General features: G+C 34.1%; 26 protein-coding genes. 4 read left to right on the top strand and 22 right to left on the bottom strand.

Features of this window, described 5'->3' with window-relative positions; all coding sequences use genetic code 11:
* Nucleotides 1–43: 43 nt before the first annotated feature.
* From atpE to H8R24_RS11220, 13 genes are all read right to left on the bottom strand, one after another.
* Nucleotides 44–244: an ATP synthase F0 subunit C gene (gene atpE / locus H8R24_RS11160; RefSeq protein ID WP_031453874.1), complete on the bottom strand. Its 201-nt coding sequence runs from the start codon at nucleotides 242–244 to the stop codon at nucleotides 44–46.
* A 40-nt stretch (nucleotides 245–284) separates the two neighbouring features.
* Nucleotides 285–1,457 carry a F0F1 ATP synthase subunit A gene (gene atpB, locus H8R24_RS11165; RefSeq protein ID WP_394354173.1) on the bottom strand — a complete coding sequence of 391 codons (1,173 nt, stop codon included), beginning with the start codon at nucleotides 1,455–1,457 and terminating at the stop codon, nucleotides 285–287.
* A gap of 104 nt (nucleotides 1,458–1,561) precedes the next feature.
* The gene (locus H8R24_RS11170) at nucleotides 1,562–1,945 is read right to left on the bottom strand and encodes a hypothetical protein (protein ID WP_187018937.1); all 384 of its coding nucleotides are present in this window, start codon (nucleotides 1,943–1,945) and stop codon (nucleotides 1,562–1,564) included.
* Nucleotides 1,945–2,172: an AtpZ/AtpI family protein gene (locus tag H8R24_RS11175; RefSeq protein WP_187018939.1), complete on the bottom strand. Its 228-nt coding sequence runs from the start codon at nucleotides 2,170–2,172 to the stop codon at nucleotides 1,945–1,947. The genes H8R24_RS11170 and H8R24_RS11175 overlap by 1 nt, the downstream gene beginning before the upstream one ends.
* Nucleotides 2,141–2,548 carry a bactofilin family protein gene (locus H8R24_RS11180; RefSeq protein ID WP_187018942.1) on the bottom strand — a complete coding sequence of 136 codons (408 nt, stop codon included), beginning with the start codon at nucleotides 2,546–2,548 and terminating at the stop codon, nucleotides 2,141–2,143. Before H8R24_RS11180 ends, H8R24_RS11175 begins: the two co-directional genes overlap by 32 nt.
* A 23-nt stretch (nucleotides 2,549–2,571) precedes the next feature.
* Complete coding sequence (gene porW / locus H8R24_RS11185) at nucleotides 2,572–5,199, bottom strand: type IX secretion system periplasmic lipoprotein PorW/SprE (RefSeq protein ID WP_187018944.1); 2,628 nt, start codon at nucleotides 5,197–5,199, stop codon at nucleotides 2,572–2,574.
* A 231-nt stretch (nucleotides 5,200–5,430) separates the two neighbouring features.
* Nucleotides 5,431–6,126, bottom strand: coding sequence for an ABC transporter ATP-binding protein (locus H8R24_RS11190; protein WP_187018947.1), 696 nt, complete (start codon nucleotides 6,124–6,126; stop codon nucleotides 5,431–5,433).
* A 49-nt stretch (nucleotides 6,127–6,175) separates the two neighbouring features.
* Entirely contained in the window at nucleotides 6,176–7,645 is a 1,470-nt protein-coding gene (locus H8R24_RS11195; RefSeq protein WP_187018949.1) for a DUF5687 family protein, read from the bottom strand.
* Nucleotides 7,646–7,691: 46 nt separating this feature from the next.
* Nucleotides 7,692–8,399, bottom strand: coding sequence for a hypothetical protein (locus tag H8R24_RS11200; RefSeq protein ID WP_187018951.1), 708 nt, complete (start codon nucleotides 8,397–8,399; stop codon nucleotides 7,692–7,694).
* A gap of 13 nt (nucleotides 8,400–8,412) precedes the next feature.
* Complete coding sequence (locus H8R24_RS11205) at nucleotides 8,413–9,093, bottom strand: hypothetical protein (protein ID WP_187018953.1); 681 nt, start codon at nucleotides 9,091–9,093, stop codon at nucleotides 8,413–8,415.
* Between the two features lie 9 nt (nucleotides 9,094–9,102).
* Nucleotides 9,103–9,762 (bottom strand): hypothetical protein, encoded by a 660-nt coding sequence (locus H8R24_RS11210; RefSeq protein WP_187018955.1) that lies wholly within the window; start codon nucleotides 9,760–9,762, stop codon nucleotides 9,103–9,105.
* A 3-nt stretch (nucleotides 9,763–9,765) separates the two neighbouring features.
* A complete protein-coding gene (locus H8R24_RS11215) occupies nucleotides 9,766–10,419 on the bottom strand; it encodes a hypothetical protein (protein ID WP_187018957.1) in 654 nt (217 codons plus the stop codon).
* 10 nt (nucleotides 10,420–10,429) lie between these two features.
* Nucleotides 10,430–10,771 carry a PadR family transcriptional regulator gene (locus H8R24_RS11220; RefSeq protein ID WP_026708801.1) on the bottom strand — a complete coding sequence of 114 codons (342 nt, stop codon included), beginning with the start codon at nucleotides 10,769–10,771 and terminating at the stop codon, nucleotides 10,430–10,432.
* A gap of 127 nt (nucleotides 10,772–10,898) precedes the next feature.
* On the opposite strand from H8R24_RS11220, the gene H8R24_RS11225 reads away from it, so the two are divergent.
* Entirely contained in the window at nucleotides 10,899–11,951 is a 1,053-nt protein-coding gene (locus H8R24_RS11225; RefSeq protein ID WP_187018959.1) for a ferredoxin--NADP reductase, read from the top strand.
* 90 nt (nucleotides 11,952–12,041) lie between these two features.
* On the opposite strand, the gene H8R24_RS11230 is transcribed toward H8R24_RS11225, so the two are convergent.
* Both H8R24_RS11230 and H8R24_RS11235 read right to left on the bottom strand, forming a co-directional pair.
* Nucleotides 12,042–13,055 (bottom strand): glycosyltransferase family 9 protein, encoded by a 1,014-nt coding sequence (locus H8R24_RS11230; RefSeq protein ID WP_187018961.1) that lies wholly within the window; start codon nucleotides 13,053–13,055, stop codon nucleotides 12,042–12,044.
* A gap of 33 nt (nucleotides 13,056–13,088) precedes the next feature.
* Complete coding sequence (locus tag H8R24_RS11235) at nucleotides 13,089–13,694, bottom strand: DUF4254 domain-containing protein (RefSeq protein ID WP_187018964.1); 606 nt, start codon at nucleotides 13,692–13,694, stop codon at nucleotides 13,089–13,091.
* A 131-nt stretch (nucleotides 13,695–13,825) separates the two neighbouring features.
* On the opposite strand from H8R24_RS11235, the gene upp reads away from it, so the two are divergent.
* Nucleotides 13,826–14,479: a uracil phosphoribosyltransferase gene (upp, locus tag H8R24_RS11240; protein WP_187018966.1), complete on the top strand. Its 654-nt coding sequence runs from the start codon at nucleotides 13,826–13,828 to the stop codon at nucleotides 14,477–14,479.
* On the opposite strand, the gene H8R24_RS11245 is transcribed toward upp, so the two are convergent.
* Nucleotides 14,474–15,403 carry a DUF6427 family protein gene (locus tag H8R24_RS11245; RefSeq protein WP_187018968.1) on the bottom strand — a complete coding sequence of 310 codons (930 nt, stop codon included), beginning with the start codon at nucleotides 15,401–15,403 and terminating at the stop codon, nucleotides 14,474–14,476. The genes upp and H8R24_RS11245 overlap by 6 nt on opposite strands.
* Nucleotides 15,404–15,537: 134 nt before the next feature.
* On the opposite strand from H8R24_RS11245, the gene H8R24_RS11250 reads away from it, so the two are divergent.
* Nucleotides 15,538–15,768 carry a DUF6341 family protein gene (locus H8R24_RS11250; RefSeq protein WP_187018970.1) on the top strand — a complete coding sequence of 77 codons (231 nt, stop codon included), beginning with the start codon at nucleotides 15,538–15,540 and terminating at the stop codon, nucleotides 15,766–15,768.
* A gap of 45 nt (nucleotides 15,769–15,813) precedes the next feature.
* Here H8R24_RS11250 and purD read toward each other — a convergent pair whose 3' ends face one another.
* Nucleotides 15,814–17,088, bottom strand: coding sequence for a phosphoribosylamine--glycine ligase (gene purD, locus H8R24_RS11255; protein ID WP_187018972.1), 1,275 nt, complete (start codon nucleotides 17,086–17,088; stop codon nucleotides 15,814–15,816).
* Nucleotides 17,089–17,219: 131 nt separating this feature from the next.
* Here purD and H8R24_RS11260 point away from each other — a divergent pair, with 131 nt between their 5' ends.
* Complete coding sequence (locus H8R24_RS11260) at nucleotides 17,220–18,530, top strand: phenylacetate--CoA ligase family protein (protein ID WP_187018975.1); 1,311 nt, start codon at nucleotides 17,220–17,222, stop codon at nucleotides 18,528–18,530.
* On the opposite strand, the gene H8R24_RS11265 is transcribed toward H8R24_RS11260, so the two are convergent.
* The 5 genes from H8R24_RS11265 to H8R24_RS11285 all read right to left on the bottom strand — a co-directional run bounded on the left by H8R24_RS11265 (nucleotide 18,514) and on the right by H8R24_RS11285 (nucleotide 23,748).
* Complete coding sequence (locus H8R24_RS11265) at nucleotides 18,514–19,296, bottom strand: glycosyltransferase family 2 protein (protein WP_187018977.1); 783 nt, start codon at nucleotides 19,294–19,296, stop codon at nucleotides 18,514–18,516. The genes H8R24_RS11260 and H8R24_RS11265 overlap by 17 nt on opposite strands.
* A 2-nt stretch (nucleotides 19,297–19,298) precedes the next feature.
* On the bottom strand, nucleotides 19,299–20,666 hold the full coding sequence (locus H8R24_RS11270; RefSeq protein WP_225876811.1) for an undecaprenyl-phosphate glucose phosphotransferase: 1,368 nt from the start codon (nucleotides 20,664–20,666) through the stop codon (nucleotides 19,299–19,301).
* A gap of 47 nt (nucleotides 20,667–20,713) precedes the next feature.
* A complete protein-coding gene (locus H8R24_RS11275; protein WP_187018980.1) occupies nucleotides 20,714–21,697 on the bottom strand; it encodes a UDP-glucuronic acid decarboxylase family protein in 984 nt (327 codons plus the stop codon).
* Nucleotides 21,698–21,873: 176 nt separating this feature from the next.
* Nucleotides 21,874–22,602: a class I SAM-dependent methyltransferase gene (locus tag H8R24_RS11280; RefSeq protein ID WP_187018982.1), complete on the bottom strand. Its 729-nt coding sequence runs from the start codon at nucleotides 22,600–22,602 to the stop codon at nucleotides 21,874–21,876.
* Between the two features lie 30 nt (nucleotides 22,603–22,632).
* Nucleotides 22,633–23,748 carry a glycosyltransferase gene (locus H8R24_RS11285; RefSeq protein ID WP_187018984.1) on the bottom strand — a complete coding sequence of 372 codons (1,116 nt, stop codon included), beginning with the start codon at nucleotides 23,746–23,748 and terminating at the stop codon, nucleotides 22,633–22,635.
* Nucleotides 23,749–23,818: the final 70 nt, after the last annotated feature.

Genomic DNA, 23,818 nt, shown 5'->3' on the forward strand with positions numbered 1-23,818 from the left:
AAACTTCCTGTAGCCAACCGCTACAGGAAATTTTAGATTTTAATTACTTCGCGATTAAAGCAACTACAACTGCGAAAAGCGCAACACCTTCAATAAGTGCAGCAGCGATAATCATAGCAGTTTGGATTTTTCCAGCAGCTTCTGGTTGACGAGCGATAGCATCCATTGCAGATCCACCAATTTTTCCAATTCCAAGTCCTGCTCCGATTACTGCTAATCCAGCTCCAATTCCAGCTAATACCATAATAGTAAATTTATATAGTTAATAATTATTAAAACTCATTTTAATGATGATCATGCTCTGCTACAGCCTGACCAATAAACAATGCTGATAACAACGTAAACACGTATGCTTGTAAAGCTGCTACTAACATTTCTAATACACTCATGAATAAAACGAAGGCTCCAGAGATAGGAGAAATCCAAACCGTCTCAAAGATGAAGATTAAGGAAACTAAACTCAAAATGATAATGTGACCTGCCGTAATATTAGCAAACAAACGAATCATTAAGGCAAACGGTTTTGTTAGCATTCCGATAATCTCAACAGGAATCATAATTGGCGCTAACCAAAACGGTACTCCAGGAGTGTTGAAAATGTGACCCCAGTAGTCTTTGTTTCCACTTAGCGTAGTTACAATAAAAGTGATCAATGCTAATACAAATGTAAAATAGATATTTCCAGTTAAGTTTGAACTAAAAGGAAAGAAAGGAATCAATCCGATAAGGTTGTTAATCCAGATAAAGAAAAAGATTGTCAACAAGTACGGCATGTACTTTGCATATTGTTTTTCTCCAATATTTGGTCTAGCAATATCATCTCTAACAAATGTTACTAATGGCTCTAAGAAACCAGCAAGTCCTTTTGGAGCTAATTGGTTTTTCTTGTAAGAACGTGCTACTACTAAAAATAAAAAGAACATAACAAGCGCCGACATGAACATTGAAAACACATTCTTAGTGATTGAAAAATCCAATGGTCTAGCGTCAAATTCAAAAGCGCCAAGTTCTCTTTGCTCTTTTGCTAATGCTTCATATTTATCAGCATAAAAAATAACTTCGTTAAAACGAACAAACTTCTGACCGTTTATGTCAACAACGTGTTCACCTGTATTATCATGGTGAAAAGCCTCTGCTGAGAAAACTTCTAATCCATTATTTGTCCATAAGATTACAGGCAAATAAAGAGAAATAGGGTGACCTTCCCAATCAGCAATGTGAAATTCGTGAGAATCCTTGATGTGATCGTTGATTAATTCTGTAGCATTAAACTCTTTTTTCTCGGGTGCAGCATGGGCTTCATGCGCTGCAACAGGCTCATTAACAACAGAAAGACTGTCAACCGCTGGATTTGCAAATCCGAAGTAAGGAATACTGGCTACTAAAGCAACTAATAAGAACTGAACAGGTTTATTTGAAAATACCATTATTAAATTGTTGTCTAATTTACGTTTCAAAATTTTTTGCAAAGGTACATAATTTATTCACAATTGAAAATATATCATTTAGTTTTTAGGCTAATGTTCTCATTTATGCGTCAAAAATGTGATAAATATATAATTTAATGCTTGTTAATCAGACGAATCGCGAAAAAAGTTTCAAAAAACAAGTATAAAAAATACGGAATAAAAAAAGCAGCCACGTCTGGAATCTGGCTTTTAACCTCAGATTGCAACAGCGGAAGCAGGAATACAACAGCGGCCATCATTTTTACAAGACTAAATCCCATAAAAGCAAAGCCGGTATTGTCTGGAAAGGTTTTATTTACAAATAATAAAAATAAATACGATCCGATGGTAATTAATACATGAAAAAGATAAATACTCCAAGTACTATAAAAAAACGGAATTTGATTAAAAACACTGTTAATCAAGTAATTTTGAGTTAAAAAAAGCACAACCGTAAACGGAATGATGTAGGCAAGGAATGAAAGCGACTTTTGCATTAATCTTCTTTATTTAAGTTTTTGACCTGTCTTATTACATTATATAAGGATAAAAAAACAGATAATAGTGATACTATTATAGTAAATACATTTGTACCTGTGTAGGTTTTATCAAGCCAAATACCTAGATAGGTAAAGCTGAAAATGATGACTCCCATTTGAAACGGAATGTTCATCAGGACTAGCCATTTTTTACTAGCTTGTTTTTTGTTTGGCTTCTTTTCCATCCGCTAGTAAGAGGTTTTTTACATTGGGTTTCATCGTACAAGTTGCGCTAAAATCAGCTCCAGGTTCTACGGATAATTTACCTACTGTTACCTGTCCTTGAATGGACGCTTTGGCCTTTATATTTAGTAATTCTGTAACCTGAATTGTACCGCTAAATTTCCCTTCGATATCGGCATTATTACAAATTACATCGCCTACAATACTTCCTGAAGGACCAATCACTAATTTTCCAGTAGATTGAAAATCTCCTATCAATTCTCCGTCAAAACGAAAATCGGCTGTTGATACTATATTGCCTGTAATAACAGTTCCTTCGACAATTCTATTGGTCTTTCCTAGAACTTCTGTAAACGACTTTTCTTTTTTGGTAAACATTTTATGGTGGTATTTAATTTGTTTTACTTTATTGCTTGATAGGCCTCAAGATTTTTCTTGATTTGGATCACTTTGTAATTTTGGTTGGTAATCGTAATCGCTTCGTTTGCAATCTTATAGTCCTTATTTTCTTTTAAATCTGTAATCAATAATTGTCCTAACTCCTTAGAAGTTAATCCATGAATTACCAAGAAATTAGTGGTTCCTGTATAAAAATCATACGAATAACTGATGCTTTTATTGCTGCTATTGGTCATGAATTTCTTGATGCTTTCTTCTACTTTTTTAGTGCTATCATCGGTTCTTGCGGTCACTTTATACAGTACTTTCCAACTGTTTGTGTCAGCTGGATCAAACTCGATTTTTTCTAAATATGGAATTTGACTGCTAAGCACTTCCTCTGCTTTTTTACCTTCTTCTTTGTTTGGATAATTGTCTGCTACGTACTGTAACGCCGTTTTATAGGCTGCAAGTCCGCTTATTTTCCCGATGGTATTGGCTTTTAAAAGTTCTAATTTAGGTAAAATAGCATCTCCACCAAACTGAGTAATTAGCCCATTTGCTTGTTCTAAAACCAACAAATATTGTCCCTCTGTAAACGACTTGTACAACTGGTTGTAACTGCCCTCTGGACTATCGTTTGTGGCAGCTCCATCGGTTGTACCGTTGTTGATGATTTGCGCATAACGCGAATTGGCAAACTGCGCATTGATTCTGTCTTTAACGGCAAGCGCTTTTGCACTATTTGTAATTTGATAGATTTTGTACAAATTGTACAAAGTAGGCAAGACTAATTTTTCTTCAGGCTTGTTGTCTAATACTTGCTCCAATTTACTGGCAGCCAAGTTGTATTCTTTGAATTTTTCTTTGTAAATCACACCCAATTGGTAGTAAGCATCATTGCGTTCCTTAGCAAGGCTATCAATTACAGTAACTGCCGTTGGAAGCTGTTTGGTATAGAACTCCGTCGTGTATTCGGCTACGTTTTCTGGGTCAAATGCAATAGTTTTATTCTCTTTTGTAGGATCAATATTGGTGTCATCCGTAGCCACTGAATTAGCATTGGTTTCAGATAATCTCCAGTTGCCTTTTGGGTTACGAACGCCCCATATTTTCTTGAATTCTAATTTCCCGAAAGCAACCGTAGAAGCCGTATAAAAGTAAAAAGTACTCGTGCTAGCAGTTGTTGCTGACGGAATACTTGGTGGTCCAAACGGGACTTTTCCTCCAGATGGAATTCCTGAATTAGGATTAGGAATTGCCGAGTTGATCAGGCCTACTGAACTATTGTTAGCCATGTTCTCTACCTTTTCCTTTTCCTTCTCGATTTTATTTCTTTTTATTTCATCTGCTATTTTCAATTTGGCGATGTACCTTTCATAATAGCTATTCCTATCTGATGGAGACATTGCTACCACTTTAAGAATACTGTCGTTAGTCTTGGCGATGGATTCATAAATGATGACATCGTCTAGATCTTTCCTGATTTTACTAATGCGCGCATATTCTCTGGTTTTTGAATCTAGTTTTACTAAGGTGCTATCATAATATTTTGCAGCAATCAAATAATCGGTGTCTTTGAAATACATATTTCCAATATTCCTGTAATTTGACGCTACTACGTACTGATCTGTAGTTGCTTTTTTAAGGGACTGATTGTAGAAATGTAAGGCTTGTTTTCTATTGTTTAAATTGTCGTAAAAAATTCCTTTTTGGTGATTCAATACATCTAGAAAGAGACGGTTTTCACGATCGGCTAGTAGTTTTTTGTAGGTGTTTACAAAAAGAAGGGTGTCCCCTTTTTTATAATCAAACAATTGTGCTTTTCTGATATGGGAATGAATCACATATTTCCTTTCGGATTTTCGATTCATTTTTATAACCGCTTCATAGCTATAAATGGCGCTATCTTTCTTGCCCAACTCTTCGTATAATTGTCCTAGAATAAAACGGTATCTCGCTCTTTCATTATTGTTTCTAGTAAACTTAACTGCTATTTTTAATTGCGTTACTGCGCTATCTTTTTCTTCATTGTTTAGAAACGCCTCTGATAATAAAGCATTTGCATCGGCTATAACTTGTTTTTTAAGCTTTTTTTCCTTGAGCATTTTAGTTATGTTTTTTATAACTAAACCGTCATTACCCAAACGCATATTGGTTTTTTCGCGCCAAATTTTAGCTTCGTAAATGGTGCTACTAGTAGGGTATTTGTATAAAATGTAATTGAAGGCATCCAGAGCGGGTAGGAATCTCTTATCGTAATACCTTGCTTTTCCTAATAATAAGTAGGCTTCATCAACTTGATAGTTGCGTTCACGGCCTTTGATATTCATGGAATGTTTTTGAATGGCTTTGGTCGCTTTGGTCTCGGCCAATTCAAAATCTGGATTTTTTATTTTTTCGGTGGTAATGAGTTGTTCCCCCATTTGCATTCTTTCGATAGGCAAACGTTTCCAGAAATCATCTACGTTCTGGGATTTGATGCCTGCAATACCTTTGTCTAAACCTATTTGTCCGTTGTACAAAATGTTATATCTTGTACTTAAGGCGTGCGAATTACGAGATAAGAAACTGTCATCTGTAGTAGAACAAGCTACCAAAACAAGCAGTAATCCTAGCGTAGATGAAAATTTAAGTTGGCGGTTTTTCAATGGTAAACGTTTTTATCTTTAAACTTTTAAAAAAGCTTTTTAGTATAGTAACTGGTAAAAATACGTTTCTTTTTGAGAAAGTGAAAATTATCTGTAGTTATTTGAACAGAGCCGCATGAGGGATGCAGTGGAAATCCTTTTTTATTTTATTTTTCATAAAATAAAAAAGATTGGGAACAAAAGCCCGACCACGCCTTTTTTTGGCGTGGTCATGCCCTAAAAATTTATATTTTAAACTGCAAAAAACTGCTCTAATTCCTGTAAAGTTTCTGCAGAGGTTTGTATGTCTTTTACAACTTCGCCTTTGTTTAGTGCTACAATTCTATCACTTACTTCTACGGTGTGCAATAAATCGTGGCTAGAAACTAGCACGGTTACATCTGGATTATCGGCTAGTTCTTTGATGATTTTTTTAAGTCTGAATTGGGTTGTTGGGTCTAGATTTGCAAAAGGTTCGTCTAGAATAATTACCTCTGGATTCCCAATAAGTGTGGCAATGATACCTACTTTCTTTTGGTTTCCTTTGGATAAATCGCGCAGGTATTTTTTATTTTTAAGTATTTCACCGTTAAAAAACTCTTCGTGTTTAGCGAGTAACGCATCAACATCGGCTTTGTTTTGACCTCGAAGATCTCCTATGAAATAAAAATATTCTTCGGGCGTTAGGTAACCTATTAGGAAACTCTCATCAAGAAAAGAAGCTGTAAAAGGTTTCCAAGCTTCGCTGGTGTTTACTTGTACATTGTTGTTGACAATTTGTCCTGTTGAAGGCTGGATTAAGTCTAGTAATAAACTGAAAAAGGTGGTTTTACCAGCTCCGTTGTTTCCTACTAAGCCGAAACTTTCTCCTTTTTTAATTTCTAAATTGTCTATTTTTAATACGGTTGTGCCGTTATATTTTTTTGAAAGATTTGTAACTTGTATCATGGTTATAAGTTTATTCGTTGAACTGCTTTTTGGTGAGTTTGTCTCTTGATTATCCTTTTTGCTTGTAAGCGGCAATAGTGGCGTATTTCTCTGATTTATAGATTTTCTCTATTTGCTTGAAAGCGGTGCTTTTTAAAGCCAAACCGAGTACGCCTACTCCAGCCACAAGTGCTAAACCAACAGTAGGGCCATCCAGTTTAACGCCTATCCAGTACAATAATATTGGTAATCCTAATTGCGGAAGTGAGATTAACATGGTTTTGAAATTAAAGGCTTTTTTGTCTCCAAAAGCGCCTTTTCCTGAGCTTAAATCTATAGGTGTTTTAGTATATGCGCCACCTAATAATACCAACTGGGAGTTGACACCGATGTTGTAAATCCCACCTACTACAATGGTTAAATAGGTTTCCCAACCAAAATAAAGGTAGAATGAGGCGAGACAGGTCGTGATGATTGTTGCAATGACCATTAACCACCATTTAGAACTTAAATAGCCTTTGTAAGGAATGTTTTGTGTCATCATTAACTGGTAATACGCACTATCCCAACTGGGTACAAATTGCCCAAAAGTGATTAAAAATCCGCCCGATACAAATATACCTGCAAAGATGTGCATGTATGGATTGTTGTAGACTTCGATTGCATTTGTAAAAAATAAAAAACCATAAAAAAGAAACATAACACTTAGTCCTACCGTGGTTTTTGATCGCTTGTTTCTCTTGATTAATTTGATGTCGTTTTTCAAGAACGTACCAATGGTTCCAAATTGATTCAACCAACCCAAATCCTCTGTTTTTGCTTCATCCTGTTTTTGAGAAAGTCCTGCATCGAGGTACAAATTCTTTTTGAAAAACTGAAAAGTGGTATAATACAACACTGCCAAAGCTACAATAGGAATTGCCGCTGCCCAATAAGTATTGAAAATGGCATCAAAGAAAGGCGCTGTATAGGTGGTAATATTAAAATAATCAAAATAATGAAGTGCGCCAAGTACTCCTGCAACAACTAAGAAAATTGAAAATAAATTATCCTTGTTGCTCAGAATGATATTAGTAAAATTATTGATGAACAGCAAAGAATAGATAGCCAAGAACCATAGCACCACTGAAAGCGGATCATAGCCTTCGATTATTAACACCACACTAAACGGAATAAGAAAAAAGGCGTGTATGATGTTGAAAATAGATAAGGCTGTTTTTCCTAGTGAAAAATGTACGATTGTTGATTTCTTGATGGGGAAAATCAGCAACGGCCTAATGTTCATTACTGGAATTTTTTGAAGCATTAATCGAAATACTAAATCAAAAATGATGTAATAAATCATAAATTTATTGATCGTAACAATAGGATCTAGGTTTTGTTTTTTCAAGATAAAAAAAACACCTATCCCTAATGCTAAGAATACTACAATAAAGTAAGCGGCTACGAAACCCATCAGGATTTTTAAGGCCATGTTTGTTGAGAAGGAGGCCGATCTAAAAAAAGCTTTCCACTCGAGATACAGGAATTTTTTAATCATAACTTTTGGTTTGTTTTAATAGTAAGTAGGTGAAAATGTAAAAACGTTACGATTTTTCTAACAAATATTCTGGATAAGTGCTGCGCAAATAGTCCTCCATCTTAGCAGGTATGGTTTTAAAGAGGATAAAAAGAACAACTGCACTTAATACCAAAACAATGCTGAGTACCCATAAATAGAAGTCATTGATAAATATATCGCGAACATTAGTATACAATTGCAAACAGATATTAAAAGGTACAAAGACGATCACTGAAAAATTGCCGTATTGATTTATTATTTCCTCAAATAACCATTTCTTTTTATTGTGTTCTCTATTACTCTTTTGTTGTCGTCTCGACTGCATTATTGAGTAGCCTGAAAAAATGAATAGCAGACCTATAAGACTTAAAAGTACAATCTCTTTGTAATCACTAACTTTTAAAATACTGAAAATGAGAAGCGTCAAGACTAAAGTAAATACAATTTTTGGGAAACCAAAAAAGTCTTTAAAAAGTTGCCAAACCAAACCATTGTACTTTTTATTCAATACGGCTTGCCTATTCTCTACCACATCCATAAAGCCAAAAATGCCAAATTTCTGGAATTCAAGATTTAAGGCTTCGTCAAAAGTCAATGTTGGAGACTCTTTCATCTGTGCTTCTATCGCGTGCGCGAGATGATCTACCAGTTCCGTTTGTAAATCGTAATATTCCACGTAATGTTGGCGAGTAAACAGATACAGTTGGTCAATTTGTACAGCGGTTAGCGGCATGGTTATTAGAAGTTTAGATTTTTTTTAATTTTGAAACGATTGTAAAGTGCTTGAAAGCCATTGTAATTTGACAATACGAGTAGAAAAACAAACAGCCATATAACAAACAACTAATAAAATTTTCTGTGAAAGTATGATTAGAATCAAAATGTTTTAGCGGTTGGTTTTCTATATTGGTCATGTAGCAGAAAAGGAAAACCACCAAACCTCTGTATAAAAACAACCTGCCAAACGTTGTTTTAAAACTAGACTGCCTAATTAGAAACCCACTAACAGCAGTTGTTATGACCATTGCATAAAACAACCCTCCTACAGTTACCCTAAGCATATCTATAAATGATGCGGTACCAATAGTTTCACCCAAAATACTTAGCGCACTGGCAAAACCAATTGAAAGCAACAGTACATTTATAATTTGTTTCTTACTGTAAGCGACTAATTTGTCTACTGCAAATCGAGGTGCTTCAAAGAAAGCTCCTAACCAAGCATAACTTGAAGAAATTTGTAACTCACTTTTCCATTTCTCAAAAACTGATTTGTGGACGGTCTCAAATGAAATTTCTTCATGGTTCATCCTATCTTCAATTTCTGATGCTATGTGGTCTAATACTTCAAGTTTAATATCTTCAAATACCAAACCTTTTAAAACTAAGGTTTGCTCTATTGTTGCGATTTGTTCGTTGGTTAGTTGCATTTCTAAAAATTAAGTTAGTTGGTATTGTTTTTTGATACTTATAAAAACTTTATTTGTCAAATGATACGATGTTAGTATCATAGCAATCGTTACTACAAATAGAAAACAAGCAATCGGTAATGCATATTCTATAGCTAAATAATCTTTGGTCATGACAAGAAATCCATAAAAACCTAGCATAACAGAATTAGTCATTCGAAATGTCATTTCAAGAGCTAGAAATCTTTCATTTTCTACCTTTCTAAACCAAAGCCAAATCATCATATGAATAAAGTTTAAACCTAATACAATGATTGATAAGGTTTTAATATAGCTAACAGTGCTTTCAAAATAAAAAGAAAACTTGTAAACCAGAATTAATGCTAAGATTGACATCACAATTTTTGGGAATTTTAAATAATCTGTGAGTTCTTTCCTTTGGGTTCTATTATACTCTTTCTGTAAAATATTAATTCTTTGTTTTTCGATTGCTTTATATTCCTTTTTACCAAAGCGTTGATGAGCTAATTCTTTAGCTTGGTAAAATGTTAAATCTTGGTTTTTATCCCAAACATCTTCTATAATCGAAATAAAATGGTCAGTTAACTCAACTTCCAATTCATACCATTTAATTTCAAAGGATTGAATATCTGAATTAACATACGCTATTTGTTGGTTGGTTAGTTTCATGTTCTATTGAATTGAAAATTTTCTTTGAAATTGTATGTGCTTCATTCCTAAATAAATGATCGAAAGTAAAAACACAAAAAAACAACTTATTGTTCCTACATATACATTTTGATTGGTTAAATCATGAGGAATACCGGGATTAATAATCAATGATATGAAAATAATCAGCACCGTAAAACGACTGTCAAACAAATGCTTATATGTAGATGTAACTTTAGATTTTAAATTCCATACTTTGATCATAAGTGCTACAGCTGTTGTTGTACAATAGGCGTAAATCAGGACATCTTTCACTAGGCGAATAAATTCTAATTTTTCTTGTGTGTTATTGACCAACTGAAAACTAATAATTAATAGTATTGACGATACTACTGATAAAATCACTTCCCTTTTAAACTGATTTTTCAATTTACTATTAACTAGTCTAGGATAAGTTGATTGTAATGAAAAAAAGTCTCTCGTTAATTTGAACTCCTCTCTCCAATTGTCAAAAACTTGATTGTAAACTATTGGAAAGTCATTATTAGAAACTTCCATTTCAATTTCAATTTCTGTAGCTATATGATCTAAAACCTCGAGTTTTATATCGTCAAACTTTATCCCTTTTTCAATCAAGGTTTGGTTGATGCATTCTATTTGTTCGGTTGTTAATTGCATGATCTAAAAATTAAAATTCTAAACTTGGTTTTGGGTTCACTAGACTCTGCATGTTTCTAATGAAGTCTTCTAACTCTGATAAGCGATTTACGGTTTCCTTCTCCCCTGCTTCGGTAAGCTTGTAATACTTGCGCATGCGATTGTCCACTTTAGCAATTTCGACATCCAGAATTCCTTCTGCCTCCAGTTTGTGTAAAGCCGGATACAAAGCACCCTCGGTAATATTGAGCTCACCCGCTGTAATGGCCTTTACTTTTTGGGTGATTTCATAACCATACATCTTGCCGTTTTCCTCCAGCAACTTCATGATAATGGTGTTCAAACTTCCTTTATATAATTGTGAATTTTTCATTTCGATCTAATTTTGAATAACAAATATACATAAGATTCTTATACATAATACTTTTATGCATATAAAATTTCAATATTTTGATTTAAAGAAACCTAATCTGTTTAGTATATTTGTAAAAAAATTATCTATGCCATCTTTTTTAAAATTAATCATAAAAGAAGTAAAACGCGAAACCGCTGCTGCCGTTTCGATACTTTTTAATGTACCCGAAGAATTAAAAGCAAACTATAAATTTGTAGCTGGTCAATATGTTAACTTGAAACTTACATTAGACGGTAAAGAAATTCGTCGTGCCTACTCTATTTGTTCCTCACCCGAAAGTGGCGAACTACGCATTGCAGTGAAAGCGGTTAAAAACGGTGCTTTTTCTCAATTTGCTAATACAAAACTAAAAGCCGGAGATGTACTTGAAGTAGGAACTCCCGAAGGTAAATTTACATTTGAGCCACAAGCCGATCGTCAAAAAAATTATGTAGCTTTTGTATCTGGAAGCGGAATCACACCTGTACTTTCTATCTTGAAATCGGTTTTAAAAAGCGAACCAAAAAGCTCATTTGTATTGGTTTACGGAAATAAATCACCCGAAGAAACTATTTTTTACCAAGAATTACATGACCTGCACTTGCAATATGTAAGTCGCTTGTTTGTACATTATGTCTACAGTCAAGCCAAAGCTGACCATGCTTTGTTTGGTCGAATAGACAAATCAGTCGTTAATTTTGTTTTAAACAACAAACACGCGGCCTTAGAATTTGATAAGTTTTACTTGTGTGGACCAGAAGAAATGATCAATACCGTTTCGACGGTATTGAAAGAGAAAAACGTAAAAGAATCGGCTATAAAATACGAGCTTTTCACTACTTCATCACATGAAAATGTCATTACAGAATCATTAGAAGGTCATTCGAAAATTACTGTAATGGTAGATGATGAAGAGACGACTTTTGAAATGTCTCAAAAACAAACCATCCTTGAAGCTTCCTTAAAACAAGGAATTGATGCTCCGTATTCTTGTCAAGGTGGAATATGTAGCAGCTGCCTAGCACGTGTAACTGCTGGAACTGCTGAGATGACTAAAAATTCTATTTTATCAGATAAAGAAATCGCAAGCGGATTGATTTTAACCTGCCAAGCACATCCTACTTCTGAAAATATCTACATCGATTTTGATGATGTTTAGCCTCTAGTTTTCAAATTACATTTGAAATTTTATAATAAACCATTAAGGAATTAAGAAAATTAAGGTTAGCCCTAAATGAAACTTAATTTCTTAATGGTTTAATTTTTTTATGATTTTTGCTACAACTACTTCAGGAGCAATCGTTCGCATAGCCTCTTCATATCCTTCGACTTTTTTATTACCATATACGGATGTAGGTAATAAAGGAAACTTTTCTCTATCAGCCACTAAACTATTTTCAATAGATTGATTAAAAGGAGTAAATCCAGCATACGGATGAGTTGCGCCCCATAAACTTATAACTTGAACACCCAGCATAGCCGCAATATGCGCATTACCAGAATCCATAGAAAGCATCACATCAAGGTTGCTTATCAATTGCAATTCTTGTTGAAATTTAAGTTGCCCAGCCACAGATTTCACATTTTCATGAGCAGCAGCTAGTCCGTCCAAAAGTTCCATTTCCTTTTTTCCACCACCAAAAAGTAAGATGGTGTAGCTTGGATTTTGCGCCAATTGAGTAATAACTTCCTGCATTAAATCCAAAGGATACACCTTAGCATCGTATTGAGCAAAAGGAGCTATCCCTATTAAAAATTGCTTATTTGCTCCTGTAATATTGGTTATTTGATCGTTTAAAACGGCCTTTGTAGGGAAGTCCGGATGGGATAAATCAACCGTAAAACCCAATTGCTCAAAAACAGCCAAATGCCTTTCAAACATGCTTGGTAATTGTTTAAAAACTTTGTTTTCGGCTCTTGTGAGTGCCTTCTTCCCAGCTCTTCCTTTATCAACAGCTGCTGTTTTTTTTCCGCTTAACGCAAAAAGTGTTCGTACTACCTGAGCACGCAAAACGTTATGCAAATCAGCAAAAGCGTCTACTTTTAAAGCGCTCAAATCTCGAAATAAACGCACTAAGCCAAAGAACCCTTTATGCCTTTCTTTTTCATCGAAAGCAAAAAAAGAAACCGAAGGAATCGTATCAAAAAAAGGTTTGAAAAACGGCCTTGAAACTACCGTTACTTTTATATGAGGATACTGCTTTACAAAAGCGCGTAAAACAGGAACCGTCATGGCAACATCTCCCATAGCGGAGAGTCTCATGACGGTTATATGCTTAATTGTATGTGCCAAATCTTATTTCTTACCTTGGTACAAAACAGGATTTAACTCATCATCATTGTACATTTTCATTTGTTTGTACACTTTCATGAATTTATCTCCGTTTTCAATATCGGTTAACAAATCATCGATTGCTGTAGACAAATCCGTTCTTTGTTCCAATAAGATATTCAATTTTACTTGACATTTATCTCTATGATCCTGAGAAGCTTCGGCACGAGTAGCTTCTTCATTCATATGGTAAATTTTCAATGCTAAAATTGACAAACGGTCAAATGCCCATGCTGGACTTTCGGAGTTTATTTTAGCTTCATTTTTAACAACAGCACTACTGTACTTTTGCAAAAAATAACCATCAATATATTCTACCATATCCGTACGCTCTTGATTTGACGCATCAATTCTTCTCTTTAAAGTCAAAGCAGCTACGGGATCAATATTCGGGTCACGAATAATGTCTTCAAAATGCCATTGTACGGTATCTATCCAATTTTTCAAATAAAGCAAATGCTCAAATTCTTCCTTAGGATAAGGATTATTTATAGGTTGGTCAACATTATCAAATTGATGATAATCTTTGATACTTTGTTCGAATACGGAATAAGCTAATTTTGAAAACATATCTATATATTTATTAAGACAAAGATACTTTTTATACTTTTATAAAAAAATTAGAAATCATAAATCTATTTGGAGTTCCCGATCAATCTTTATAAAAACAGAGATCTTATTCCAATTACTAATAAAACAACATGCAAATACATCATTTATCAGAAAACAATAGCGTTCTCAATCATTTTCTAGGCCAAATTAGAGATGTGAATGTCCATAAAGACAGCATGCGTTTTAGACGAAACATTGAGCGAATTGGCGAAATTATGGCGTATGAAATGAGCAAAGAACTGCATTACAAACCCGTTGCTATTCAAACTCCACTGGGTATTAAAAACACAACTGCTATCAAAGACCAATTGGTTTTATGCTCCATCCTACGTGCTGGATTGCCGTTGCATCTAGGATTTTTGAACTACTTTGACGAAGCCGAAAACGGATTCATATCAGCCTACAGACACCATCCTAACAATGATGATTATTTTGATATATTAGTTGAATATCAAGCTGTTGCCGACTTTAACAACAAATACTTGCTGCTAGTAGATCCCATGCTTGCCACAGGACAGTCTATTGTTGCTGTTTTTAATAAATTGATGGAAAAAGGAAATCCAGCCGCAGTGCATATTGCCGTAGTAATTGCCGCTCCCGAAGGAATTGCCTACCTGGAACAACAGTTGCCAGACCATTGCCATTTATGGGTAGCAGCAATCGATGACCAATTAAACGAACACGATTATATTGTACCTGGATTGGGAGATGCTGGTGATCTTGCTTACGGTTCTAAGCTATAATTGAGAGAAAAAAGCAAAAAAGCTACAAGCGATAAGTACGTATAAAATCATTTCTCTTCGTAATTTTACTTGAGGAAGCTCAATATTACTTGTCGCTAGCATGGCTAATGGTGCAATCGTAAATATTAAAACGTCGTTGCTTTTATGCGGAGAAACAATGTATATGAAGACTCCAATAAAAAAAGAAGCGATTATTTTCTTAAAAGTCGAATGCAAAACCAAAGGCATATTAGACAAATTAGCAAAAATTGAAATCATAAAAAAGAGCGCCACGGTTGCATAAATGGATAAAGCTGCATTTTCATAGTTGCTAGTAAAATAATTGATTTCATAACTAGTTGCTAGATGACTACTAATGTAAGCTTGGCTGTCGATATTGAATACAATTGTAAAAAAACCAAAAATGATTACCGTTGCCAGAAAAGCAATAAAAGGCAAAATCCAGTTTCTATAATCTCGTGCAACGTGAAAAATTATAGATATAAATACCAAAATCAAGTATACTAAGCTCCAGAAGTGAAATATAGCAGCCAAGAAAATCCACAATGAGGCGTCAAATATTTTTTCTTTGGATGCACTTAAAGATTGAAGCGAAATCAATCTACGCATGGCCAATAAAATGAAAAAATTAGATAAAACTAAGTTGAAATCATTTAGAATCGAAGGGAAAAAAAGCACAAACAGCAGGTAAAAAAAAATCGTGAAACTACTGTCCCTACTAACTCCGTTGCGCTTTACTATGAAATTTGATACAAAGATAGAGCTCAACAAAACAGCCAATATACCTGCTTTTTCGGCAATAAGAAGCGACGAATTTGTCCAAGCAAAACTTTGAAATTGATATATAAAAAAGAATACTAGCACTAAAAATACTACTAAGGATAAATTTAATGGTGTAGATTTTTTAAAAACACTTGTAATCATAAGGATATTTTATACTTTTGTGACTGTAAATATAATACTTGTTTAAAAAGGAAACCCTCAAGTTGAAAAAGAATCTTCAAAAAGAATTCCCAACGCTTGAGAATTAAAATACTAACAACATAATTTTATACGATATGAAAACATTTTTTGAAGGAATTCAATACTTATTTGTAAATATTTTATTTGCTCCTCTAGATTTCTTACGTTCATTAGAACTAAGTACTTGGTTTGGTGCTAATACTATTAACTGGATTTTCATGGCTATTTGTGCATCTGCAATGGTGTACTGGATCAAACAATTGAGAATTTTTGACGCAGCAGGAACAGAAAATCAAGATACTACAGCGCATTCTTTCTTAAAATAAAACTCCCCTAATCCTAAGGTATAGGATTAAGGAAGATTCCTTTATTTATAGAAGATCGTTTCCAATATCTTTTCTAAAATTCATCTTATCAAAGCTTAGTTTATCTATGTTTTGATAAGATTTTTTTATGGCCTCTTGGAAGTTGTCTCCGTATGATGTAACCGTTAAAACACGACCACCATTAGTAACCACCTGGTTGTTTTCTAATTTTGTACCTGCGTGGAATACAATAGAATCAGTAACATTTTCTAATCCTGATATTATTTTTCCTTTTTCGAAATCTTCTGGATATCCACCTGAAACTAGCATTACTGTAGTAGCGCTTCGCTCATCAATTTCTAAGGTAATTTGGTCTAATTTTTCATTGGCTGTAGCCAAAAATAATTCTACTAAATCCGTTTTCAATCTCGGAATAACAACTTCGGTTTCTGGATCACCCATACGCACGTTGTACTCAATAACGATAGGCTCATTGTTTACATTGATTAAACCAATAAAAACAAAACCTTTATATTCAATCCCGTCTTTTTGGAAACCTTCAATAGTAGGCTTCACGATGCGTGACTCGATTTTTTCCATCAACACAGCATCAACATAAGGAACTGGAGAAACAGCTCCCATTCCGCCTGTATTTAATCCCGTATCTCCTTCACCTATGCGTTTGTAATCTTTGGCGGTAGGCAATATTTTATAACTTTTTCCATCAGTCAATACAAAACAGCTCAGCTCAATTCCGTCTAGAAATTCTTCAATCACCACTTTTGAACTTGCTGCGCCAAATTTTTGACCTACAAGCATATTGCGTAATTCTTCTTTGGCTTCCGCCAAATCATGAATAATCAAAACTCCTTTTCCTGCTGCTAAACCATCTGCTTTTAAAACATACGGAGGTTGCAAAGTAGCAAGAAAATCACATCCTTTTTCAACCGTTTCTGCAGTAAAACTATCATAAGCTGCAGTTGGGATGTTGTGTTTTACCAAAAACTCTTTGGCAAACTCTTTACTACCTTCTAATTGAGCACCAACTTTTGATGGTCCAATTACGGGAATATGATTTAATTGATCATCGTTCTTGAAAAAATCAAAAATCCCTTTCACTAACGGATCTTCTGGTCCCACTACAACCATTCCTATTTTATGCGCTATTACAAATGCTTTAATGGCATCAAAATCGGTTGGACTCATGTTAACATTTGTCGCAATTGATGCTGTTCCAGCGTTTCCTGGCGCAACAAAAAGAGTATCGCAAAGCGGACTTTGAATCATTTTCCATGCAAATGCATGCTCTCTTCCTCCTGAACCTAATAGTAAAATAGTCATGTTTCGTTTTTTTAGTTGTCGTGCAAAAATAATTGCTTTTGGACGTAAATAATAATTAATTTCTAAAAAGTTGTTGGTTCTTCTCAAATAGTTATTGTTTAATATTATTTTTGAACAAATAAACACTTAAAATGCTACCTCTTTTTGACTTATCGCTTCGTTTGAACGGTTATCCCATCCAGGAGGCTGACGCTGAGTTGCGTAAAATTGCTGCTTTATCAGCCAAAGAGTATCTCCTTTTTTTAGAAGAAAGGAAAACAGCAATTGTTGCTTATCATCTAGAAAACAATGCTTTTTATAAGGAACTACTAGCTGCTTCAACCGTCAAAAACTGGGCAGATTTACCCGTTTTAAATAAAACGAACTTACAAAAACCTTTGGCCGAAAGGCTGTCAAAAGGTTTTACCAGTACCAATATTTATAGCAATAAAACCTCTGGTTCAAGCGGAGAACCCTTTGTTTTTGCCAAAGACAAATACTGTCATGCACTTACATGGGCTTCTAATAAATACCGTTTTGGTTGGTTTGGACTCGACTTAAATCAGTCCTACCAAGCACGATTCTATGGTAGACCGCTGGATTTTATAGGCCATAAAAAAGAACGTTTTAAAGACCTTTTAAGCCATCGTTTTCGGTTTGCTGTTTTTGACTTATCGGATGTTGTTTTAGAAGGTTTTCTTGCTCATTTTGCAACTAAAAAATTTGATTACCTCAACGGTTATACTAGTTCTATAGTTTTGTTTGCTAAGTTTTTACAAAAGAAAAACATCGTATTAAAAGATATTTGTCCCAGCTTAAAAGTCTGTATTGTCACCTCCGAAATGCTATTTGAAGGCGATAAAATCTTACTAGAGAAACAATTGGGTGTTGCTGTTATCAATGAATATGGAGCATCTGAACTGGATTTAATTGCTTTTGAAAATCCTGAAGGAGAATGGCAAGTTAATGCCGAAACCTTATTTGTTGAAATTCTAGACTCCAATAATGTTGCTTTGCCTTACGGCCAAGAAGGGCGTATTGTGATCACTTCTTTGTACAATAAAGCACATCCTTTTATTCGATATGAAATTGGAGATTTGGGAATTTTGGATGAAAAAAGTACTTTGCAAAAACCCATTCTAAAAAAACTTATCGGAAGAACTAATGATGTAGCTCTTTTACCAAGCGGAAAAAAAGCACCCGGACTGACCTTTTATTACATCACAAAAACGATCATAGAAGATGACGGAAACGTAAAAGAATTTGTCATTAAACAAACTAAAATTGATGCTTTTGAGATTAAATATGTGAGTGATTCTAAGCTTACGGTTGACCAGATACAGCAAATTGAAAAAGCCATTATCTTGTATTTAGAACCCAACTTACAGTTTACTTTTATCAGGGAAAAAACTTTAAAAAGAAACAAAAGAGGGAAGTTGAAACAGTTTACATCATTGGTTTAATTTTCTTGATGTAGCGTGGTTTTATCAACAATTGAGTGAATAAAAATAGTTTCATACAAGCCACCGCAATAGGGAAACTAAAACCGTGAAACTGCCTGTAAACTGCAAAATTGTATTGTATCAAATTTATTTTTGAAGTCGAAATAGAATTTTCCCTGATGCGGTAGTACGCTAAACTTTCGGGTACAGCAGTCGCCTTCCTACTCTTTTTAAGTACGGCTAACCACAGCATCCAGTCTTGTCTTTTTCGGATGGATGAAATGGGGATTTTTCCAAAGTAATTCACATCATAGATCGCTGTTAAATTTCCAATATAATTGCAAAAAAACAATTGATTGTACGTTAGAGGTATTGGTGCTTCGACTCTTTTATGAAGACTTTTACCCGACTCGTCTATGAGATCATAAAAGGAAAAGGTAAAAGGCAAATTATGCGATAACATAAAATCAACTTGCTTTTGCAATTTTTCTGGCTTCCATAAATCATCGGCGTCTAGAAAAGCGATAAATCTCCCTTTGGCTGCAGCCAAAGCATTATTTCGAGCTACACCCGTGCCTGAATTATTGTCTAATGTGGTATAATAGATTCGGTGGTCTATTAGTGCTACTGCTTTAACAATTGAAAGAGTTGCATCTGAAGAACAGTCATCGACAAGGATAATTTCCCAATTGGAATAGGTTTGGTCTTGCACAGATCGAATCGCTCCAGCAATAAATTGTTCAGAATTGAATGTTGGAATAAGTATTGAAACTAAAGGTGTATCCATCGCTAATATGCTTTTTTATCTCCTTTTACAATATTTGCAACCGTCATATAAATTATTTTCAAGTCGAGAATTAAAGACCAGTTTTCGATATAAAAAACATCCATTTTTATGCGGTTTACCATGTCTTTCTCGGTCTCAATCTCGCCACGATACCCGCTTACTTGCGCGAGTCCCGTAATCCCTGGTTTTACATAGTGACGCAACATGTATTTCTTAATTTTAGTACCATACATTTTGTTTTGTGACCATAAATGAGGGCGAGGTCCCACAATAGACATATCACCTAGTAAAACGTTGATAAATTGCGGCATTTCATCAAGACTAGTTTTTCGTATGAAACGGCCTGTTTTAGTAACTCTTGGATCGTTTTTCAAGGCCTCAGTTTCGGATCTTGAATTCATTCTCATAGAACGAAATTTATAGCAATAAAACTGCTTCTCTTCCATCCCGGGACGGCCTTGCTTGAATAAAACAGGACCTTTGGATTCTAATTTTATTATAATAGCTAATAAAGGGGCGAGCCAGGACAAAATTCCAAGAATTACAATCAATGAAAAAACAATATCAAAAAAACGTTTGAATGTCTTTACAGCTGGTTCATTTAAAACGGTTTCCTTTAAAGACAGTACTGGGAAAAAATCGTAATAATCAATTTTTAAGTTCTTTGCAAAAATCTCTTTGGTATCCGGAATAAATTTGATTGTTTTATTATGCTCATCGGCAAAATCAAGTAAGTCTTTTAACTGCGTATTAGAAACTTCATTGAGCGAACAATAGATTTCGTCTATTTTATTGGCTTGTACAAATGTTTTTAAATCGACTAAATTCCCCTTTATTTCTGGATTTACTTGCTTATCCGAAAAGAAACCTAAAAAATGGTATCCGTACTCCTTTTTTCGTTCAAAAAGCTCTTTTAACTGGATTGATTCTGGTGTGTACCCCACTATTACTGCTTGCCTATAATTGCTTCCTACCACGATGCGATAGGTTTTTAAACAGTAAAATAAAAGCAATTTTAAAACGGTAATTAAACCCAAACTACTGATAAAAAATACCGCAATACAATTTACATTAAAAACAGCTTGGACTGAAAAAGGGAAAAAAGCAATTACAATCAATAAAAAAATAACTCCTTGTTTGATGATTTTTGAGATTATTTCGATCACTTTCGTAAAACGATAAATCGCATAAAAATCTAAGAAAATAGCAGTAAGAATCCAACCAATATTGAGGTAGACAATAAAATCTACAAGGTTTATATTGAGGTTTTTAAGTATAAAAGATGCGGTACAACTAATCACCATCACATCCATTAGAATACTAATGGGTCTAATGAACTTTGAATATCTACCTATCTTAGATGCTGTCATAAATCTCAATCTGGTGTCAATAACCTGCTCTTAAACTTAGAAGCCTGCTACTTAATGTATGCTGTAAAGTCTTTATGTTCTTCCTTAGAAAGGGCTTCTTTCGATAATGATTTAAAATAGTCGTAGGTAATTTTCATTCCCTCGGCGCGATTGACTTTGGCTTCCCATCCTAATAATTCTTTGGCTTTGGTAGTATCCGGTTGTCTTTGCAACGGATCGTTTTCGGGCAATGGATGGTACACAATTTTTTGATTGGTTCCTGTAAGTTTTATAATCTCCTCAGCAAAATCTTTGATGGTAATTTCATCAGGGTTTCCTATGTTTACCGGATACACATAATCTGAATGTAATAGTCTAAAAATTCCTTCTACTTGATCATCTACATAACAAAATGAACGAGTTTGCATTCCGTTTCCAAAAATCGTTAAATCTTCGCCACGCAATGCTTGCCCAATAAATGCTGGAATTACACGACCGTCATTGAGTCGCATTCTAGGTCCGTAGGTATTAAAAATACGTACAATTCTAGTTTCTACACCGTGAAAAGTGTGGTAAGCCATCGTGATCGATTCTTGAAAACGTTTGGCTTCATCATAAACACCTCTTGGTCCTATAGTGTTTACGTTTCCATAATACGCTTCGGTTTGAGGATGAACTAACGGATCGCCATACACCTCAGATGTGGATGCAATTAGTATTCTAGCTTTTTTAACTCTAGCCAATCCCAAAAGATTATGAGTCCCTAATGAACCTACTTTTAAGGTTTGAATTGGAATTTTTAAATAATCAATAGGGCTTGCCGGTGAAGCAAAATGAAGTATGTAATCTAATTGTCCTGGAACATTCACAAATTTGGTAATATCATGATGATAAAACTCAAATTGTTCTAATTTGAACAAATGTTCTATGTTCTTTAAATCTCCTGTTATTAGGTTATCCATACCTATCACAAAGTAACCTTCTTTAATAAAACGGTCACATAAATGCGATCCTAAAAATCCCGCAGCTCCTGTAATCAGTATTCTTTTCATATCGATTTTTATAGTTTGGATCGTAAAGGATTGCTTTTTGTTGAAGTATTACAATTCCTCATTGACCTCATCAAGTCATTTGGTCAAAATTAAACTTATCATTAGGATTTTGAAAGAAATATAAACAAAAGTTTTATTCTGCTTCTATTATAAACTGCTGATTGTTGTGGTTGCCGTTAGCTTATCTTTTCTAAAATAAATACATTATTAAAGTAGGCTGTTTTGTCTACTGGCAATATAAAGCTAAAAAACAGTCCTAAAGTATTAAAAAATAGAATAAAAGGCAATAAAAAAAATTGTCTTAGCACTTTATTATTCGGCAGTATATTTTTGATATAATTCAAATTAAATTGAAAAATAACTTCGATATAATTGCCTGTTTTAAAGTGGTCAATAACCTTAAAGCCATTCCTTTCGTATAAATATTTCAAAGCAGGCGTTGTATATCTTGCAAAGTCATAAGGCATCTCATGCTCTTCCCACATAAAAGGTGTTGTAATTATAGCAAGTCCATCATTTTTTAATACTCTATGAAACTCCACTAATAATTCATCAATATTAAATACATGTTCAAGGACTTCTGTGCATAAAAGCGAATCAAATTTTTCGTTTTCAAAGGGGATATTTTTCCCATCATAAAACGCATCTACTTCACTATAGTTTTGTTCACGTCCTTCAATCTTGTAATCAACTCCTAGGTATTCCTTAACGTTTACAAACAATTTTTTATACGGTTTTGTTCCGCATCCAAAATCTAATAATGAACCTTCTAGCTTGGATGCATTACTCTTTATGGCTTTTTGAATTGATTTTCGAATTAGAAAATTATAATTAATAAAAAAACCTATGATACCTGGATCAAATGTTTCTTTTTTAATTGTTTTTTTGATGAACTCTATATCCATTTTGTTTTTTTTCAAAATTAATCTAGCGCTCTAGCCTAAATAAATAGTTTCTAGCGCTGCAATATTTTTCTTGATATTATAGTTTTCCGAATAAGAAATCAAAGCATTATTTGACATTTTATCTAATAATTCCTTGTCGCTTAATAAGCTTACTATTTTGTTTTTAAAGTCAGCTAGATCCTCATTGTTAATAATAAAACCATTGTAGTTGTCTACTATTAAATCCTTGTTTCCATCGCAATTACTAACGACGCATGGCTTAGCCAATGCCAAACTTTCAATTATAGCATAAGGCATTCCTTCGTACCTTGCTGTCGAAATATAAAATTTAGAATACTTTATAATGTTAAAAACATCAGTCCTTTGTGTCCAGTCTAAAAGTGTTACATTTTGATCAAGTCCTAGTTCCTTAATTAAATCTTTAACTGAAGCTAATTGTCCTGAAACTGGACCTACGCCCATGACAATCAAATGAATTCGAGCTTCTTTTTTTACTTCGTGCAAAACCCGTATCATCTGTTCTATGTTTTTTTGATAAGAAGGACGGCCCACAGTACATATATAAGCTTCTGGCCACGTTTTGGGAATCGTTAGTGGTGCTATTGTGGTTATGGGTTCAATACAATTATTAAAAACTTTAATAGTAGTAGCTGCATAACCCACCTCGTTTAAAGCGCGATCTTTTTCAGATGTAGAAGTGGCAAGAAGCACCACCTTTTGACGAAAAATAAATTTTTCAATACTCAAAAAAAGACTTCTTTTAATGCTGTTTTGAGTACTTAAATAAGAGAAAGCGTGTGGTGTGTACAAAATTCTTATGCCTAGTAATCTTGCCATCACTTTGCCTATAATTCCGCCTTTGGCACTGTGTGCGTGAATTAAATCTGGCTTTTCTTTTTTAAGGATTTGATAAGTTTGAAACAAAGCTTTGCTATCGTTAATAACGTTGATATCTCTAAAAATAGCCACTGAATATTGACGTACAGCATTACCCTTTTTGTCTAAAAATGGCTCACTAGTATCTTTCAATCCGTGAATAACACAATTGTCGAATGAATCAACACTCATGTTTTCTATAATAAGTCTTAAATACACATCGACTCCACCAATAGAATGCGCTAAATGAACGATTTTAAGTTTTGCCATAGTACTGTAAAAAACTACAACTGTTTCCTTTTGTAGTTGATTTTTGTTAAAATCAAATGTAAGCTAATTT

Source organism: Flavobacterium muglaense (assembly GCF_014305155.1).
In the GTDB taxonomy this organism is placed as follows: Bacteria; Bacteroidota; Bacteroidia; order Flavobacteriales; family Flavobacteriaceae; genus Flavobacterium; species Flavobacterium muglaense.

Bases quoted from the DNA above. Each gene is read 5' to 3' on its own strand.
- H8R24_RS11220 (WP_026708801.1), bottom strand. From the start codon at position 10,771: ATGAAAAATTCACAATTATATAAAGGAAGTTTGAACACCATTATCATG.
- H8R24_RS11270 (WP_225876811.1), bottom strand. From the start codon at position 20,666: ATGACAGCATCTAAGATAGGTAGATATTCAAAGTTCATTAGACCCATT.
- H8R24_RS11245 (WP_187018968.1), bottom strand. From the start codon at position 15,403: ATGATTACAAGTGTTTTTAAAAAATCTACACCATTAAATTTATCCTTA.
- H8R24_RS11275 (WP_187018980.1), bottom strand. From the start codon at position 21,697: ATGAAAAGAATACTGATTACAGGAGCTGCGGGATTTTTAGGATCGCAT.
- H8R24_RS11265 (WP_187018977.1), bottom strand. From the start codon at position 19,296: ATGGATACACCTTTAGTTTCAATACTTATTCCAACATTCAATTCTGAA.
- H8R24_RS11195 (WP_187018949.1), bottom strand. From the start codon at position 7,645: ATGATTAAAAAATTCCTGTATCTCGAGTGGAAAGCTTTTTTTAGATCG.
- H8R24_RS11225 (WP_187018959.1), top strand. From the start codon at position 10,899: ATGCCATCTTTTTTAAAATTAATCATAAAAGAAGTAAAACGCGAAACC.
- H8R24_RS11280 (WP_187018982.1), bottom strand. From the start codon at position 22,602: ATGGATATAGAGTTCATCAAAAAAACAATTAAAAAAGAAACATTTGAT.
- H8R24_RS11260 (WP_187018975.1), top strand. From the start codon at position 17,220: ATGCTACCTCTTTTTGACTTATCGCTTCGTTTGAACGGTTATCCCATC.
- atpE (WP_031453874.1), bottom strand. From the start codon at position 244: ATGGTATTAGCTGGAATTGGAGCTGGATTAGCAGTAATCGGAGCAGGA.
- H8R24_RS11230 (WP_187018961.1), bottom strand. From the start codon at position 13,055: ATGAGACTCTCCGCTATGGGAGATGTTGCCATGACGGTTCCTGTTTTA.
- upp (WP_187018966.1), top strand. From the start codon at position 13,826: ATGCAAATACATCATTTATCAGAAAACAATAGCGTTCTCAATCATTTT.
- H8R24_RS11200 (WP_187018951.1), bottom strand. From the start codon at position 8,399: ATGCCGCTAACCGCTGTACAAATTGACCAACTGTATCTGTTTACTCGC.
- H8R24_RS11190 (WP_187018947.1), bottom strand. From the start codon at position 6,126: ATGATACAAGTTACAAATCTTTCAAAAAAATATAACGGCACAACCGTA.
- purD (WP_187018972.1), bottom strand. From the start codon at position 17,088: ATGACTATTTTACTATTAGGTTCAGGAGGAAGAGAGCATGCATTTGCA.
- H8R24_RS11170 (WP_187018937.1), bottom strand. From the start codon at position 1,945: ATGCAAAAGTCGCTTTCATTCCTTGCCTACATCATTCCGTTTACGGTT.
- H8R24_RS11175 (WP_187018939.1), bottom strand. From the start codon at position 2,172: ATGGAAAAGAAGCCAAACAAAAAACAAGCTAGTAAAAAATGGCTAGTC.
- H8R24_RS11250 (WP_187018970.1), top strand. From the start codon at position 15,538: ATGAAAACATTTTTTGAAGGAATTCAATACTTATTTGTAAATATTTTA.
- H8R24_RS11210 (WP_187018955.1), bottom strand. From the start codon at position 9,762: ATGAAACTAACCAACCAACAAATAGCGTATGTTAATTCAGATATTCAA.
- H8R24_RS11235 (WP_187018964.1), bottom strand. From the start codon at position 13,694: ATGTTTTCAAAATTAGCTTATTCCGTATTCGAACAAAGTATCAAAGAT.
- H8R24_RS11180 (WP_187018942.1), bottom strand. From the start codon at position 2,548: ATGTTTACCAAAAAAGAAAAGTCGTTTACAGAAGTTCTAGGAAAGACC.
- H8R24_RS11205 (WP_187018953.1), bottom strand. From the start codon at position 9,093: ATGCAACTAACCAACGAACAAATCGCAACAATAGAGCAAACCTTAGTT.
- H8R24_RS11285 (WP_187018984.1), bottom strand. From the start codon at position 23,748: ATGGCAAAACTTAAAATCGTTCATTTAGCGCATTCTATTGGTGGAGTC.
- H8R24_RS11215 (WP_187018957.1), bottom strand. From the start codon at position 10,419: ATGCAATTAACAACCGAACAAATAGAATGCATCAACCAAACCTTGATT.